Annotated in this window: 16 protein-coding genes; all 16 read left to right on the top strand. The window is 38.8% G+C overall.

The genetic code is table 11. From position 1 onward, the window contains the following. Positions 1–451, top strand: a 451-nt coding sequence (locus EO119_RS05070) for a Cas9 endonuclease PAM-interacting domain-containing protein (protein WP_305798496.1), incomplete at its 5' end; no start/stop codon positions are given. Positions 452–1581: 1130 nt separating this feature from the next. Then, entirely contained in the window at positions 1582–3651 is a 2070-nt protein-coding gene (locus EO119_RS05065) for a polyribonucleotide nucleotidyltransferase (RefSeq protein WP_062401894.1), read from the top strand. A gap of 12 nt (positions 3652–3663) precedes the next feature. After that, complete coding sequence (locus tag EO119_RS05060) at positions 3664–4113, top strand: deoxyuridine 5'-triphosphate nucleotidohydrolase (protein WP_009353037.1); 450 nt, start codon at positions 3664–3666, stop codon at positions 4111–4113. 153 nt (positions 4114–4266) lie between these two features. After that, complete coding sequence (locus EO119_RS05055) at positions 4267–5184, top strand: DUF535 family protein (protein WP_126940893.1); 918 nt, start codon at positions 4267–4269, stop codon at positions 5182–5184. A gap of 11 nt (positions 5185–5195) precedes the next feature. Beyond that, positions 5196–5669, top strand: coding sequence for a transcriptional regulator NrdR (gene nrdR, locus EO119_RS05050; RefSeq protein WP_009353036.1), 474 nt, complete (start codon positions 5196–5198; stop codon positions 5667–5669). Then, on the top strand, positions 5662–6234 hold the full coding sequence (gmhA, locus tag EO119_RS05045; protein WP_126940892.1) for a D-sedoheptulose 7-phosphate isomerase: 573 nt from the start codon (positions 5662–5664) through the stop codon (positions 6232–6234). The genes nrdR and gmhA overlap by 8 nt, the downstream gene beginning before the upstream one ends. Next, the gene (locus tag EO119_RS05040; RefSeq protein ID WP_126940891.1) at positions 6227–7711 is read left to right on the top strand and encodes a PfkB family carbohydrate kinase; all 1485 of its coding nucleotides are present in this window, start codon (positions 6227–6229) and stop codon (positions 7709–7711) included. The genes gmhA and EO119_RS05040 overlap by 8 nt, the downstream gene beginning before the upstream one ends. Then, positions 7708–8673, top strand: a complete 966-nt coding sequence (gene rfaD, locus EO119_RS05035; RefSeq protein ID WP_062401879.1) for an ADP-glyceromanno-heptose 6-epimerase — start codon at positions 7708–7710, stop codon at positions 8671–8673. The genes EO119_RS05040 and rfaD overlap by 4 nt, the downstream gene beginning before the upstream one ends. Next, entirely contained in the window at positions 8673–9206 is a 534-nt protein-coding gene (gmhB, locus tag EO119_RS05030; RefSeq protein WP_126940890.1) for a D-glycero-beta-D-manno-heptose 1,7-bisphosphate 7-phosphatase, read from the top strand. Before rfaD ends, gmhB begins: the two co-directional genes overlap by 1 nt. Positions 9207–9478: 272 nt before the next feature. Continuing rightward, the gene (locus EO119_RS05025) at positions 9479–10078 is read left to right on the top strand and encodes an ECF transporter S component (RefSeq protein WP_062401874.1); all 600 of its coding nucleotides are present in this window, start codon (positions 9479–9481) and stop codon (positions 10076–10078) included. 133 nt (positions 10079–10211) lie between these two features. Next, positions 10212–10373 (top strand): hypothetical protein, encoded by a 162-nt coding sequence (locus EO119_RS05020; protein ID WP_009353045.1) that lies wholly within the window; start codon positions 10212–10214, stop codon positions 10371–10373. Between the two features lie 273 nt (positions 10374–10646). Next, a complete protein-coding gene (locus EO119_RS05015) occupies positions 10647–11246 on the top strand; it encodes an ECF transporter S component (protein ID WP_126940889.1) in 600 nt (199 codons plus the stop codon). A gap of 127 nt (positions 11247–11373) precedes the next feature. Further along, positions 11374–12408: a metal ABC transporter solute-binding protein, Zn/Mn family gene (locus EO119_RS05010; protein ID WP_009353031.1), complete on the top strand. Its 1035-nt coding sequence runs from the start codon at positions 11374–11376 to the stop codon at positions 12406–12408. A 78-nt stretch (positions 12409–12486) separates the two neighbouring features. Next, a complete protein-coding gene (gene scfA / locus EO119_RS05005) occupies positions 12487–12630 on the top strand; it encodes a six-cysteine ranthipeptide SCIFF (protein WP_009353042.1) in 144 nt (47 codons plus the stop codon). Positions 12631–12945: 315 nt separating this feature from the next. Then, on the top strand, positions 12946–14340 hold the full coding sequence (scfB, locus tag EO119_RS05000; protein ID WP_126940888.1) for a thioether cross-link-forming SCIFF peptide maturase: 1395 nt from the start codon (positions 12946–12948) through the stop codon (positions 14338–14340). Between the two features lie 29 nt (positions 14341–14369). Continuing rightward, positions 14370–16628, top strand: a complete 2259-nt coding sequence (gene hypF / locus EO119_RS04995) for a carbamoyltransferase HypF (RefSeq protein WP_126940887.1) — start codon at positions 14370–14372, stop codon at positions 16626–16628. The last annotated feature ends 2 nt before the right edge of the window (positions 16629–16630 follow it).

The following is a 16630-nucleotide window of genomic DNA, read 5'->3' as shown; positions in this document are numbered from 1 at the left end:
GGATATAACATCGAGTGTATATATTAAATTGCTAGAAAAAGTAGCTATTAAAAAGATAGAAAACTCAAAAACATTCCGTATTGAGAATATAAAAACATCTTATAACCATAAAGAAGTTACAGTTAGTAAAGAACAAAATATTGCCTTATATCAAGAGTTGTTAAAAAAACTTGATACTCCTCTATTTTCTAAGATGAAAGGAAATAAATTAGAAGAGTTTCGAACAGTTGGCTTTGATACATTCATAGCATTATCTTTAGAGGACCAAGCTAGTGTGCTATTGGAAGTGTTGAATGTGTTAACGAACTTTAAAACAAAACGAGATATTACAAAAATTGGCATGACTAGTTCTCGTTCTACACTGGGGATTAATATATCTAATACGGAACAATTTAGCGTTATTACAACCTCTATCACAGGCTTATATGAACAAGAAATTAAAATAAAATAGGAGATACTATGAGTTGTCGCACGGTAGTTATAACTAAGCAATCAAAACTTAATGAAGTGCTAGATACAACAGAAAGAGTGATAGTCCTATTAAACTATTTTATCAGGATTCAACCATCGATATTGTTCATGAATTATTAGATCCAGATTTATTCGTAATTATGAATATAGATTTGTATTTAGACCTGGAGGAGGTGCAGTTGTTTTTTAGTACTATATTAGCGAAACAGCTATGTATTCTATGTATATCTTCAGGTTCATATGGGTTACAAGATATTGATTAATCCTTAATTAATGGGTATACTTTAGATAATGACTTTTGTTTGATTTAATGATATTTACAGGATTACACTTGGTGGTGACTGGACAAGCTTTGGAACTTCGAACTTGTATTTGGGGTTTGAGAGTAGTGTGATTCTGTAAATATCTCAAACGAAAACACAAGATCTTTTGGCAGAGTACAAGTTTGAGAGTAGTGTGATTCTGTAAATGTCTCAAACCAACGCACTAAAGAGATTGAACTTCAGATAGTTTGAGAGTAGTGTGATTTTGTAAATGTCTCAAACATCTCTAATGATGATGTTAAAAAATGGAGCGTTTGAGAGTAGTGTGATTCCGTAAATATTTCAAGCTAAAACGTTTGGTATATAGCCATATTCTTTACTTATAAGTAATTAAATGTTAATAATAACTATCAAATATTTTTCAAAATATGATATACTATCAGTAGCTGATATATATTTTCAAAAGGTATCAACTAAATACATATAAAGTTTACGTGCTTTGCGATATAGTAAGCTTCTAAACTTTAGCTGAAAGTGGGGTTTGAGAGTAGTGTGATTCTGTAAATATCTCAATCTTTTAATTATGTGAGTAACCACATGTAACTTGTGCATGTATAAAGGTTAAATTAATAGTATGTTTATAATAGGAAGAATGCCAAACATGCTTTTTATGAAAATGATACGTTTGAATATATGAGAGGCTAGATTAGACTGGGATTACACAGTCTAATCTTTTTTTTATAAACTTTCATGAACCATTATCAGTAAATTGTATTTCCCCCTCTTCTCGTGTATAATAACAACTATAAAGATTTTTAAGGATAAAGAATTAAACAGGAGGCATGGAATGAATCGATTCCAAATGGAACTTGCTGGTCGCACGTTATCAATCGAAACTGGCGAGTTAGCAAAACAAGCAAGTGGTTCTGCATTAGTACAATATGGTGATACGGTTGTATTGGTTACAGCAACGGCATCTAAAGAGGCAAAAGATATTGACTTTTTCCCATTAACAGTAGATTACGAAGAAAAAATGTATGCTGTTGGTAGATTCCCAGGTGGTTTTATTAAACGTGAAGCACGTCCACCAGAGTCTGCTATTTTGAATAGCCGTTTGATTGACCGTCCAATCCGTCCTTTATTCGATAAAGGTAGCCGTAATGAAGTACATGTAGTAGCTACTGTATTATCTGTTGATCATGACCATGCACCTGAAATCTGTGCATTGATTGGTGCTTCTGCGGCATTATCCATTTCCGATATTCCTTGGGCAGGGCCTATCGCTGGTGTGCGCATGGGTCTTGTAGATGGCAATATTGTGGTGAACCCAACTAAAGCACAATTAGAAGCAACTACATTAAATATGGTAGTAGCTGGTACGAAGGACGCGATCTTGATGGTAGAAGGGGAAGCGAATGAAATTCCTGAAGATATCATCTTAGAAGTGATCATGACGGCTCACGAAGAAATCAAAAAAATTGTAGCTTTCCAAGAAACTATGGTAGCTGAAATTGGTCATGAAAAACGCACATTCCCAATTAAAGAAGTAGATCCAGTAGTGGCAGAAGCAGTTCGTGCTTATGCACATGCCAAATTAGATGCAGCTGTACGCTGTGCAGATAAAGTACAACGGGAAGAGCAACAACAAGCTGTGTTCGAAGAGGTATTGGCTCATTTTGCGGAACAATTCCCAGAACAAGCAGGCGATATTTACGCTACATTAGAAAAAATGGTGAAAGAAATTGTACGTCATATGATTACGGTAGAAAAAATCCGTCCAGATGGCCGTCAATTAGATGAAGTTCGCCCTATTTCGTGTCGCGTTAGCGCATTGCCACGTACGCATGGTTCTGGCTTGTTCACACGTGGTCAAACACAAGTATTAAACATTTGTACCTTGGCTCCATTGTCTGAAAAACAAACCATCGATGGCATTGGTTTAGATACAGAAAAACGATATATTCACCATTACAATTTCCCATCTTTCTCCGTAGGGGAAACTCGTTCCTCTCGTGGTCCTGGACGTCGTGAAATTGGTCATGGTGCGTTGGCTGAAAGAGCATTATTAGCAGTTCTTCCAACAGAAGCAGAATTCCCATATGCTATGCGTTTAGTATCTGAAGTATTAGAATCCAATGGTTCTAGCTCCATGGCCAGCGTATGTGGTTCCACTTTATCCTTGATGGATGCAGGGGTGCCTATTACAGCGCCAGTAGCTGGGGTAGCAATGGGTCTTGTAACACAAGATGAACATTATACAATTCTAACAGATATCCAAGGTATGGAAGATGCTTTAGGTGATATGGACTTTAAAGTAGCAGGTACTACAAAAGGTGTGACTGCCATCCAAATGGATATTAAAATTTCCGGTTTATCTCGTGAAATCTTAGAAGAAGCATTAGCGCAAGCTCACAAAGGTCGTATGCACATCATGGGTAAAATGATGGAAGCTATCCAAGCACCACGTGAAGAAATGTCTAAATGGGCTCCTCGCATCGTAACGATGAAAATTGATCCAGACAAAATCCGTGACGTTATCGGTACAGGTGGCAAAGTTATCCGTGGCATTATTGAAGAAACTGGTGCTAAAATTGACATCGAAGATGATGGCACTATCTCCATTGCTGCAGTAGAAGCAGAAGCGGCTGAAAAAGCAATCCAAATCATTACGAACTTGACAAAAGAAGTAGAAGCAGGCGAAGTGTACATGGGTAAAGTCACTCGTTTGATGAATTTTGGTGCTTTTGTAGAAGTATTGCCAGGTAAAGAAGGCTTAGTTCATATTTCTCAATTAGCAAGAGAACGTGTAGAAAAAGTAGAAGATGTAGTCAATGTAGGCGATGAAATTATGGTTAAAGTTATCGAAATCGATGACAAAGGTCGTATCAATTTGTCCCGCAAAGAGCTATTAAAATAATTGAGGTGCACTATGGATATTCGTGGATTTGAAGTAGTTTCTGCCTTTGAAGGACAAGGTATCAATTTACCGAAGCGTAAGACTTCTGAAAGTGCAGGCTATGATATTGAATGTGCAGAATCTGTTGTAGTAGGCCCTAAGGAAACAGTATTGATTCCTACAGGATTGAAAGCGTTCATGCATTATGATGAATATTTAGCGATCCACGTTCGCTCAAGCATGGCTATCAAACGAGGTTTGATGCTCACTAATAGTACAGGGATTATTGACTCTGATTACTATAATAATGAAGATAACGAAGGTCATATTATGATTGCTGTGTATAACATTACAGACGCTCCCGTTGCCTTAGAAAAAGGAGAACGAGTAGCACAAGGTATCTTCTCCAAATACTTACTCACAAATGATGACGATGCGCGCGGTATTCGTACTGGTGGTATTGGTAGCACAGGCAGTAAATAACAACATATACTAAGGAATGTAACCACATTTCTTTCACTAGAGAGTTTTAAGGCTTAGTCTTAGAACTCTCTAGTTTTTTGCATATCATTGAATTTCATTGTTGAAATGGAGTATAATATAGTTTGATATAGTCTATCCTAAGGAGGATGTACCGTGTTTACATATGCAAAGCAACAATGGGAATTAGGTAAAAGAATATATGGATACCATAGCTGGCGTGAAAAACGACGTATTTTTTTATTCACTGCCCGTTCCTATAAAAATAAATCTCAGTTGAAACAATTGGAAGCCTATTTTGAACACTACTATAGCTATCCAAATTTGTTACAAGATCAAGAGGGTATTTGGGAGATTATTAATCGTGTATTCTTGTATAAGGAATCTACGGCTCAAGAACGATTAAACTGTATTACACAACATTTTGATATGCTACCGAAATATGTGACAGACGATGCGATTCGATCCTTGTACAGTCCCTCTGAAAGTGGAATTAGTTTATGGCATTCTGAAGAATTAGCTTTAGAAGCTACCTTACAATATATGCCAGGACAACGTAAAGAAGGACTGCTAAGTTTGCTCTTAACCTACGAAGGGGATGGAATCTATCATATCAACTTCCGATTAGGTGTAGATCCATCGGGACAACCATGTATTTGGATTGGTACTATTCAGGGATATAAAGAGGGTCTAGATAAGGCAAAGAAGCTGACGAAAAAAATGCATGGCTATCGCCCTAAAAACTTTATGTTCTTTCTATTACGTCAATTAGCCACTTGCTTAGGTATTGAGATCTTGTATGCAGTGTCCGATGAAGGATTCTATACAAATACGCATTTAATTCGTTTTAATCGCCATAAATTAGTGAAATTTGATGACTTTTGGGAAGAATTAGGCGGTCACGTATGGGAACAAGACTCTCGATTCTTTGTGATTCCTTTAGAAGAGGAACGGAAAACCTACGAAACAGCGAAAACACATAAACGAAATATGTATCGTAAACGCTATGAAATGTTAGATACTTTTATAGAAGAAATTCAACAGCAAGGAAAGACCTTCTTGCGCAACCAATAGGAGGATACGGTATGAAATGTCCTTATTGTCATCATGATGAAATTAAAGTGACAGATTCACGGTCAACTGACGATAATAATATTCGTCGTCGTCGGGAATGTATGAGCTGCGGAAAACGCTTTACAACCTATGAAGTCATTGAAGATTTACCGATCATGGTGATTAAACGAGATCAGAAAAAAGAATTATTTGATCGATCTAAATTGATGAATGGCTTGTGGAGATCTTGTAGTAAACGAGGCATTTCCACAGATCAATTAGAATCGATTGTGAATGAAACGGAAAAACAAATTCGCATGGAAGTAGAGCAAGAAGTGACTACGGAGCGAATTGGTGAAATTGTATTGTCCTTGTTGAAGGATGTAGACCAAGTTGCGTATGTGCGATTTGCCTCCGTCTACCGACAATTTAATAATGTAGAAAGTTTCCTACAAGAATTACACGATTTATTGGACAATCATGGAAAGGATACAACACATGAGTGAGTTACATCCAGTTATTAGTGCCCGCTTTTCAGATCATGTAGACACAATGAGTGCTACCTATGAAGTGATGGGTGTTATTGAAGCTATGGCGGAGCGTTGTAAGGCAGCGCTGGCAGCAGGCAATAAAATTTTATTTTGCGGTAATGGTGGTTCCGCCGCAGATTCTCAGCATTTAGCAGCGGAATTAGTGGGACGCTTTCAAAAAGAACGTCGTTCGTTAGCATCTATTGCTCTGACCACAGATACGTCTATTTTGACAGCTGTAGGTAATGATTATGGCTACGATGAAGTGTTTGCCCGACAAGTAGATGGCTTAGGCCGGTCTGGAGATATTTTGATTGGTATTTCTACATCTGGAAATAGTAAAAATGTAGTAAAAGCCGTAGAATCTGCTCGTAATATTGGCATGCATACCTTTGCTTTTACTGGTGAAGGTGGCGGAAAAATGGCAGAGTTATGCGATTTAACTTTTGCAGTGCCATCTAAAGTAACAGCCCGTATTCAAGAAATGCATATTTTAGCGGGCCATATTTTATGTGAATTGGTGGAAGAAGATTATGCCTAACCGTACATTACAATCGTTTTTGCTTCGTGATTTACCACAATTACAAGTAGGGGTTATTGGTGACTGCATGTTAGATCGCTATATTTTTGGCGATGTAAGTCGTATCTCTCCAGAATCTCCAGTGCCTGTGAATTTAGTGCAACGTGAAACGGAAGTGTTAGGCGGTGCTGCCAATGTAGCAAATAATTTAGCTCAATTAGATTGCCAAGTGCATATGGCATCTCGTATTGGCGATGATGCACATGGTAAGATAGTACGCCAATTATTAGAAGATAATGGTATCCAAAGTACTGGCGTCTTTACTGAAGATTCTATTCCGACTACCACGAAAACACGTATCTTAGGTGGACAACAGCAAATGATTCGCTTAGATTATGAAGTGAATCAGCCTGTGTCCAGCGCCAGTGAAACAGCTATCCTTACTTGGCTAGATGAGTTGTTACACAAAGGTTTACAAGGCCTTGTGATTTCCGATTATGGAAAAGGGATTTGTCAGCCATCCTTACTAAGCCAAGTATTCAGTAAAACTCGTGCTGTTGGCATTATGACTATTGTGGATCCGAAAGGCTCTGACTGGTCAAAATATAACGGTGCTACTTGTATTACTCCTAATGTGAAGGAACTCAGTGAAGCTGTAGGCTATGAAGTGCCCAACACAGATGAAGCGGTTGTGAAAGCAGCACGTCATATTTTGGATAACATGGAGCTAGACTTTATCATTGTTACGCGTTCGGCGAAAGGGATTACCTTAGTTCGTAAAGACGGCAATGTGTGGCACAATGCAGAAACGAAACAGCAAGATGTATTCGATGTGAGCGGTGCCGGCGATACGGTAGTGGCCATGATGCTCACTACATTAATTGCGGGCTTATCTATCCGAGCCGCTTTAGTAGCAGCCAATGCAGCAGCAGGTGTGGTGGTATCCAAAGTAGGTACCTATCCAATTCACCGTCAGGAATTATTAGATTTATTGTCTTCTATGAAAGCAAAAAAAGAAGATAAAGAAAGCATCTATTCTGTAGATGCATTAGCCCAAAAGATACGGTTGTGGCAAGATCGTGGTGAAGTGGTTGTCTTTACGAATGGTTGTTTTGATATTTTACATCGTGGTCATTTGACCTATTTAAAAGAGGCAGCAACACTGGGTGATCATTTGGTGGTGGCCCTCAATTCAGATAGCTCTGTGCGTCGTTTAAAAGGGGATAGTCGTCCTATCAATCATGAACTAGATAGAGCCTTATTGATGAGCTCTTTAGGCTTTGTAGATGGTGTGGTTCTATTTGAAGAAGATACGCCAGCAGAGGTGCTTTCACAGTTGCGACCAAATATATTGGTTAAAGGTGGAGATTATAAGCCAGAAGACGTCATTGGCAAGGAGTTTGTAGAGGAAGTACAAATCTTGCCGTTCCAAGAGGGATATTCCACAACAGGAATCATTGAACGTATTCAAGGATTAATAGAGGAAGGAAAACTATGATTATTGTTACTGGTGGTGCTGGCTTTATCGGCTCCAATATTGTAAAACAGTTGAATAATAAAGGTCGCAATGATATTTTGATTGTTGATGATTTAACGGATGGTCGTAAAATCCGCAACATTGAAATGTTGGATTTTGCAGATTATATCGATTATGAAGATTTTGATACTGCGGTAGAACAAAATACCTTTGATTGTGGACCTATCGAAGTGGTATTCCACGAAGGTGCTTGTGCAGACACTATGAATTATGATGGTAGATATATGATGAAAAATAACTATGAAGGATCTAAAAATCTCTTTCATTATTGCCAAGAACGTCGAGTTCCTTTCATCTATGCATCTTCTGCATCCACCTATGGACATGGGACTAATGGATTCCGCGAAGACCCATCTTGCGAACAAGCTTTAAATCCATATGCGTATTCTAAACTACTATTTGACCGCTATGTAGCAAAATTTAGAAACCAATTACAATCTCAATGTGTGGGCTTACGCTATTTCAATGTCTTTGGACCGAATGAAACACATAAAGATAAGATGGCATCTTTGGTGCGTCAAATGTATTATAAATTGATGGAAACTGGTGAAATTACACTCTTTAAAGGCATCGATGGATATGGTGACGGTGAGCAAACCCGTGATTTTATCTATGTAAACGATGTGGTAAATGTGAATTTCTATTTCTGGGAACACCCTGAAATTAGTGGTGTATTCAACTGTGGTACAGGTCATGCACATACATTTAATGAGTTTATGAAAGCTGTTATTTCCTTCGCTGGAAAAGGCGAGATTCGTTATATCGATTTCCCAGAAGTATTAAAGGGTAAATACCAAAGCTATACGCAAGCAGATACAACAAAATTGTTAGCTGCTGGCTATGATAAAGGATTTACACCATTAGAACAAGCAGTCCATGAGTATTGTGCGTTATTACGTGATAATGAAGGGTATGTAAAATAATGGAAACTAGAAATGTATTATTTTTAGATCGTGATGGGGTTATTAACGTGGATGTAGGATATTTGAGTAATCCTGCACAATTAGAATTTATTCCTGGTGCTATTGAAGCTATGAAAGAAGCCCAAACACGTGGGTATGATATCATTGTGGTAACTAACCAAAGTGGGGTTGCACGAGGCTACTATACAGAGGAAGATGTGCAAGCGTTACATGCTGAAATGTCCCGTCGTTTAGAAGCAGAAGGTGTACATATATTAGCCTACTATTACTGTCCACATCATCCAGAAGGGACAGTAGAGGCCTACAAGAAAGCTTGCGATTGTCGCAAACCTAATCCAGGTATGCTAACAAAAGCCATTGAAGAGTGGCATGTGGATGTAGATGGCAGTTTCTTAGTAGGGGACAAACCATCTGATGTAGAGGCAGCTGAATCCATCGGCATGCGTGCGTATCCATTTGAAGAAGAAAATTTAATGACATTCTTAACACCAATCTTTGCTTGGGAAGAAGGCAGAAAATTGTTAGGTCTGTAATGTTTGGAAAGAACACTCTCATGAAATATATCAGAGAGTGTTCTTTTTCTTGTTACGTGCTTATATTGCAGATAGAGGTGGAACACTTTACTATACGTTACTTAACTGTTATGTGTAAGAAAAGTTACATTTTATGATTGACGGAATAGCTGATTTGTACTACTCTATACGAGGAACTAACTGTATAGTCTGTATCAAGAAGAACAGAACTGAGTTCCATTTTTTAGTATTGGTTCGACTTATATCCTAAGGGAATAAGAACGGAGGAAAACATGGAAAAAGAAACAGCGTTGCAAACACAACCATCGCAAAAATTTACGGTACGTCAATTAACGATTATTGGCTTATTGGCAGGGATTACGATTGTACTTGGCATGACAGGATGGGGCTTTGTGCCAATCCCACCAATTAGTGGGACCATCTTGCATATTCCAACCCTTTTAGGTGGTATCGTAGAAGGTCCTAAAGTGGGGATGTCAGTAGGGTTCTTATTTGGTGCTTACAGTATGGTACGAGCGTATATGTCACCGAATGTTTTATCTTTCGTGTTTATGAATCCAATCATTTCTATATTACCAAGAATGTTGATTGGTTTAGTAGCAGCGTTGGTATATATGTACTTGCCAGTTAAGGTAAGAGCTATCCGTATTGGTGTAGCCGCTTTCTTAGGAAAAGTCACAAGTACTATCCTTGTATTGACTGGTATTTATACAATCTATGGTGTAGAATTTGCAAAGGCAACACACATTTCACAAGAAGCTGTATTTGATGTGGTGATGGGTATTGCATGGTCTCATGGTATTCCAGAAGCACTATTAGGAGTAGCCGTTGTAACACCTGTGGCACTAGCTGTCATCAAAAAATTTAAATGATAATGAAATTGAGTGTATAGACTGCTCATGCATTCAAGTACGGATTTTTTAAATCGGATATAATCAAGAAGTGAATTAGCAAAGACTGATCACTTCTTGTTTTTTTATGTGTTAGGAGGAGTATACTCATGAATTGGAAAAACGATTAATCTACTTTGTGGGTGATAAACCTTCTGATGTACAGGCTGCTGAAGCGATTGGCATGCGTGCGTATCCATTTGAAGAAGAAAATTTAATGACATTCTTAACACCTATCTTTGCTTGGGAAGAAGGCAGAAAATTGTTGGGTTTGTAAATTAACAACGAACACTTTTATGAGAGTCTCATAAGGTGTTCGTTTTTTATAGGATCTATTAATACATGTTGGGACAAGTAGTCGCTACATTTGACAAAGAGCCTTTTTATAACTGTAAGAAAAATTACATTTTATGATTGACAGAACCGCTGATTTGTACTACTCTATACGAGGAACTAACTGTATAGTCTGTATCAAGAAGAGCAGAACTGAGTTCCATTTTTTTATTATTGGTTCGACTTATATCCTAAGGGAATAAGAACGGAGGAAAACATGGAAAAAGAAACAGCGTTGCAAACACAGTCATCGCAAAAATTTACGGTACGTCAATTAACGATTATTGGTTTATTGGCAGGGATTACCATTGTACTTGGTATGACAGGTTGGGGCTTTGTGCCAATTCCACCAATTAGTGCTACTATCTTGCACATCCCAACTATCTTAGGTGGTGTTGTGGAAGGGCCTAAAGTAGGTATGTCAGTAGGTTTCTTATTCGGTGCGTACAGTATGGTACAAGCTTACATGGCGCCTAATATTTTATCCTTTGCATTTATGAATCCTATTATTTCTGTATTGCCAAGAATGTTGATCGGTTTAGTGGCAGCGTTGGTATATATGTATGTACCAATTAAGGTGAAAGCCATTCGTATCGGCTTAGCTGCATTCTTGGGAACAGCTACTAATACAATCCTTGTTATGACTGGTATTTACACAATTTATGGTGTAGAATTTGCAAAAGCTACACATATTTCACAAGAGGCAGTATTTAATGTTGTGATGGGTATCGTATGGTCTCATGGTATTCCAGAAGCCTTGTTAGCAGTAGCTGTTGTAACACCAGTGGCAATTGCGGTGATTAAGAAGTTTAAATGATAATGATATTGAGTGTATAGACTGCTCATGCATTCAAGCACGGATTTTTTAAATCGGATATAATCAAGAAGTGAATTAGCAAAGACTAATCACTTCTTGTTTTTTATGTGTTAGGAGGAGTATACTCATGAATTGGAAAAAACGATTAACCTATTTTGTACTAGGAGCTACTATGGTGGCTACTGCAGTAGGTATTGCTGGGTGTGGCAGTGATACAAAACAAGCAGCACCAGCTGAAAAAATGAAGGTCGTTACTACCGTGTTCCCTGTATATGATGTAGCGAAACAAGTAGGGGGAGACAAAGTTGATGTGACTTTATTAGTACCTCCAGGAGCAGAACCACATGATTGGGATCCAACTGCAAAAGATTTAAAAGAAATTGGTACTGCTAAAGTGTTCTTATATAGCGGTGCAGGTTTGGAACCAACAGAAAAGATTTTAGAAAAAGATGTGCTACAAAAAGCGCAACCTGTAGAATTGTCTAAATCTGTTACTTTGTTGCCAGCTCCAGATGAAGATGAAGACGAACATGATCATGACAAAGATCATAAAGATGACAAAGATCATAAAGACGACAAAGATGACCATAATAAAGCTCAAAAAGAAGATAAACATGAGCACGAACATGAACATGGCGAGTTTGATCCACATGTATGGTTAGATCCAATGAATGTTGCTAAAGAAGTAGATGCCGTTGTAGAAGCCTTCTCTAAAGCAGACCCTACGAATGCAAAATACTATGAAGCTAACGGCAAAGCATACAAAGAAAAATTACAAGCTTTGCATGCTAAATATGAAGAATTTGGTAAAACACAACACGACAAACATTTAGTAGTTAGCCATATGGCATTTGGTTACTTAGCAAACGCATACGGTTTTGAACAATTGGGTATTATGGGAGTATCTCCAGATGCTGAACCAACACCAGAACGCATGGCAGATATCGTGGCTTTCATCAAAGAACATAATGTAAAAGCAATCTTCAGTGAAGAATTGGTAAGCCCTAAATTGGCTAATGCTATCGCTGCTGAAACTGGCGTAAAAGTGTATGTATTAAACCCGGCAGAAGGTTTAACAGAAGAACAAGCACAAAAAAATGTGACATACCTTGACATCATGGAAGAAAACCTTAAAACATTGAAAGAAGCGTTAGCTCACTAATTCCTATGCCTTTTGCTTGCTTGAAACGGTATTAGATGATAATATAATAGAGTAAGTTTGTGCTTAGGAGGAATGAAGATGTCTAAACGTATTCGTACAATTAACACTGAATCCCTACAAAAAACTGCTAAAACAGGCGGCTGCGGCGAATGTCAAACATCTTGCCAATCTGCTTGCAAAACTAGCTGTACAGTAGGTAACCAAGTGTGCAAACAAAAATAATCATTCGATTAGCAATAAGCTGTTCACCATATGGTGGGCAGCTTATTTGCTTTATATTACTTCTAGGATTATACTAAAAGTGTTACTATAAAACATACAAAAATCCCCCTAGATGTACCAGATCTAGGGGGATTCTGTATGCTAACCCTTTTATGTCTTTAGCTTGCTAAATTATAATATCTGTACTTCAAAAGTACAATTTTTTGCATACTATAATTTTAGAAAAAGTATACTCTATATTGATAGCTTTCTATACGTTACGAGTATAAAGTGATATAATATACGGTAGACTTTAGTAAGTTAATGGAGGTATGAATGTTAGAATTACAACCGATGATTCATAAATTTAAAATGAAAGATAAGTTCTTTCTATTGGATGTAAATAGTGGAATTATCCATGTGATCGATGAGCTCATTGATCGTGTATTAGATATCTATAACGGTACCAACCGTGATGCTGTACATAGTGCGTTAGATGCTACAGAGGATGCAGCGGAGTTAGATGAAATTATGGATGAGTTAGATGAACTCATCAAAGAGGAAATGCTCTTTGCTCCTATGTCTGCAGAGTTCAAACTAGTGGTAGATGAAAAACCAATTGTAAAAGCTCTTTGCTTAAACATTGCTCATGATTGCAACTTAGCTTGTAAGTATTGTTTCGCTAGTCAAGGTGATTACGGCGGAGTAAAACGAGAATTAATGAGTTTTGACGTGGCGAAACGTGCTGTAGATTTCTTGATTTCTATGAGTGGTCCACGCCAGCATTGTGAAATCGATTTCTTTGGTGGTGAGCCATTGTTGAACTGGGATGTAGTGAAACAAACCGTAGAATACATTGAATCCATTCAAGAAAAACATGGAAAAATCTTTAAATTGACATTGACCACTAACGGCATGTTATTGACACAGGATAAAATCGATTATGTGAATGAGCATAACATGAGTTTGGTGCTGTCCCTAGATGGTCGTGAAGATGTGCATAATAGTATGCGCCCAAGTTCTGGTGGCAAAGACACTTACAATACAGTAGCGAAGAACTTAGTGAATGCTGTTAAACAGCGTGAGGGCCGTGAATATTATGTACGTGGTACCTATACACATAATAACTTGGACTTCTGCAAAGATGTAGAAGCTATGTCAGATTTAGGGTTTGAACATTTGTCTATGGAACCAGTGGTTGGCGAAGATGGAGCTTATGTGTTACGTCCTGAGGATATGCCGATCATCGAAAAAGAATATGAAAAATTGGCAGACTTATATTTAGAACGTCAACTAGCAGGTTGGGGTGAGAAATTTAACTTCTTCCACTTCCGTATGGATTTATACCGTGGACCATGTATGGCGAAACGCTTACGTGGTTGCGGAGCTGGTCATGAGTATATGGCTGTTGTACCAAATGGAGATATTTACCCATGTCACCAATACGTAGGTAAGGATGGCTATGTGATTGGTACGGTCTTTGATGGTTTGAAAAATTATGACATACCGACACAATTTAGAAATACTCACGTATTTACGAAAGAAACATGTGCCAACTGTTGGGCAAAATTCTTCTGCTCCGGCGGTTGCCATGCGAACAATGAAACATTAGGTGGAGATCTTAGCACACCATACGAAATGGGATGTAAATTACAGAAAAAACGTATCGAATGTGCTATTATGATCCAAGCTGAACTGGATGCAGCGGGGATCCGACAAGAAAATCACTAAAATTTTATAACTGAAGGGAGGCGGGTTCTATGAAAGCATACACCATACATGTAACAGGCATTGTACAGGGCATAGGATTCCGCCCCTTTGTGTCTAAACTAGCCCATGAATTAAGACTAGTGGGGACAGTGAGAAATGACACGAGCGGTGTGGAAATACACATACAAGGTGTAGAGGTAGATTGTCGACTGTTTATAGAGCGATTGCAATCTGACTTGCCTATGCATGGACGCATTGATTCTTTGCGTGTAGAACCAAGCACAGTACAATCATTGCACTCGTTTACGATAATCCTTTCCCAAGGTGCTCAGGGCAATGCCTTTATTGGCGCCGATATGGCACCTTGCGAGGCATGCTTGCAGGACATACAAGACTTTGAGAATCGACGCTTTCAATATGGGTTTACAAATTGTACAAATTGCGGCCCTCGGTATACGATTATTGAAAGTACTCCTTACGACCGTCATAAAACATCGATGAAAGCATTCCCTATGTGCGAGGAGTGCCAAGGGGAATATGAGGATCTCGAAGGGCGACGGTATCATGCAGAGCCTAATGCTTGCGAGCAGTGTGGACCGATGTTTACATTACAAGGTACAGATGGGATGGTGTTGGCTACTGGACAGGATGCCATAGAGCAAGCCAAAGAACATATACAAAATGGTTCTATTATAGCCTTAAAAGGTGTTGGTGGTTATCATTTGGTCTGTGATGCTTTACAAGAAAAAGCGGTGCAAACCTTGCGCCACCGAAAAGGACGACCTAGGAAACCCTTAGCGATCATGGCAGGATCCTTGGAAACGGCAAAGCAGTATGTGCATATATCGCACACAGAAGAAGAACTGCTGTTGAGCCCAGCAAGGCCTATTGTGTTGTTGCAAAAGGTAACAGAGCATAATACGGTGGCACCAAGTGTAGCTCCTGGTATGGAAACCTTAGGCATTTTGCTGACCTATGCTCCATATCACTACAGTTTAGTACCGTCTAATGCTCTATGGGTTATGACTAGTGCGAACCGAAGTGGTGATCCTGTATTATATAATGATGCCCAGGCATTGGAAGAATTACAGGGGATAGCAGACTATATATTGACTCACAATCGGGAGATTATCTCTCCTGTAGATGATTCTGTGGTACAAGTGGTGCATGATACATCAATCATGATTCGCCGTAGCCGAGGATACGTACCTGTATCCATTCCTGTAGTAGCATTAGAGAAGAGTTCAACTATGCTAGCTATGGGTGCAGATATGAAGGCAGCATTTGCGATGAATCGAGGTTCTCATGCTATCCTTAGCCCCTACATGGGAGATATGGAGCATCAGCGAGTACAGGATTTGCTATGGTCCACAACGAAGCGCTATGAAGACTTATTTCAATTACAACCAACAGAGGTCATCGTGGATGCCCACCCGAATTACTACACATCACAGTGTGGTAGAATCTATGCAGAGAAACATCAATTACCTGTCATAGAAGTGCAGCATCATCATGCCCATGTGGCAGCGGTACTGGCAGAGTATAATATTCAGGAACCAGTGTTAGGTATTTGCTTTGATGGGACAGGATATGGCACAGATGGCACTCTATGGGGCGGTGAGTTTTTATATTGTCATCAAGAGCATATGGAACGTATGGCACATTTGAGTTATGCCCCTTTGCCAGGTGGTGAAATAGCTGTACGAGAGCCATGGCGTCAAGCATTGTGGTATATGAATCAGATCTATCCATCAGGGGTACCCACAGTCATAGAACAGTGGAAAAAAACACTGCCTAAGGGATGGGAACTATTAGAGAAAATGATGCCTCATATGCAGATGATACAGTCTTCTAGCGGTGGTCGTTTATTTGATACAGTAGCGTCTTTGTTAGGGGTAGGCCATGAGCATCTCTATGATGCGCAACTTGCTATCGAGTTAGAGCAACTGGCGCTTTCAGAGAGGGGCACTATCCTAGACATGAAGCTGGACGGAACGGTATTAGATACAATGAGTTTAGTACGATCTGTGATAGAACAATTAAAAGATGGTGAAAGTGTAGCAAAAATCTCAGCAAACTTTCACAGAACTTTGATATATTATATAGGACAGATGGCGAAACAATGTTGTAAGGAGCGACAAATTTCGCATATTGTCTTGTGTGGAGGAGTATTCCAAAATCGCATTCTCCTAGAAGGAGTGATACGGGAATTAGAAGAGTACCATATCCACATTCCTAACCAAAGCCCTTTGAATGATGGCGGTATCGCTTTAGGACAATTATGGTTAGGAAGTCATATGAATAGATAGGA

Origin of the sequence: Veillonella sp. CNR 79/14 (genome assembly GCF_003992185.1) — a bacterium.
Lineage (GTDB): Bacteria > Bacillota > Negativicutes > Veillonellales > Veillonellaceae > F0422.
The sequence above is the reverse complement of the archived record's forward strand: the minus strand, read 5'-3'. Positions and strand labels throughout refer to the sequence as shown.

Excerpts from the sequence above, each read along its gene's own strand:
- rfaD (WP_062401879.1), top strand. The coding sequence starts at position 7,708 with ATGATTATTGTTACTGGTGGTGCTGGCTTTATCGGCTCCAATATTGTA.
- gmhB (WP_126940890.1), top strand. The coding sequence starts at position 8,673 with ATGGAAACTAGAAATGTATTATTTTTAGATCGTGATGGGGTTATTAAC.
- gmhA (WP_126940892.1), top strand. The coding sequence starts at position 5,662 with ATGAGTGAGTTACATCCAGTTATTAGTGCCCGCTTTTCAGATCATGTA.
- EO119_RS05060 (WP_009353037.1), top strand. The coding sequence starts at position 3,664 with ATGGATATTCGTGGATTTGAAGTAGTTTCTGCCTTTGAAGGACAAGGT.
- EO119_RS05010 (WP_009353031.1), top strand. The coding sequence starts at position 11,374 with ATGAATTGGAAAAAACGATTAACCTATTTTGTACTAGGAGCTACTATG.
- scfA (WP_009353042.1), top strand. The coding sequence starts at position 12,487 with ATGTCTAAACGTATTCGTACAATTAACACTGAATCCCTACAAAAAACT.
- hypF (WP_126940887.1), top strand. The coding sequence starts at position 14,370 with ATGAAAGCATACACCATACATGTAACAGGCATTGTACAGGGCATAGGA.
- nrdR (WP_009353036.1), top strand. The coding sequence starts at position 5,196 with ATGAAATGTCCTTATTGTCATCATGATGAAATTAAAGTGACAGATTCA.
- scfB (WP_126940888.1), top strand. The coding sequence starts at position 12,946 with ATGTTAGAATTACAACCGATGATTCATAAATTTAAAATGAAAGATAAG.
- EO119_RS05040 (WP_126940891.1), top strand. The coding sequence starts at position 6,227 with ATGCCTAACCGTACATTACAATCGTTTTTGCTTCGTGATTTACCACAA.
- EO119_RS05015 (WP_126940889.1), top strand. The coding sequence starts at position 10,647 with ATGGAAAAAGAAACAGCGTTGCAAACACAGTCATCGCAAAAATTTACG.
- EO119_RS05065 (WP_062401894.1), top strand. The coding sequence starts at position 1,582 with ATGAATCGATTCCAAATGGAACTTGCTGGTCGCACGTTATCAATCGAA.
- EO119_RS05025 (WP_062401874.1), top strand. The coding sequence starts at position 9,479 with ATGGAAAAAGAAACAGCGTTGCAAACACAACCATCGCAAAAATTTACG.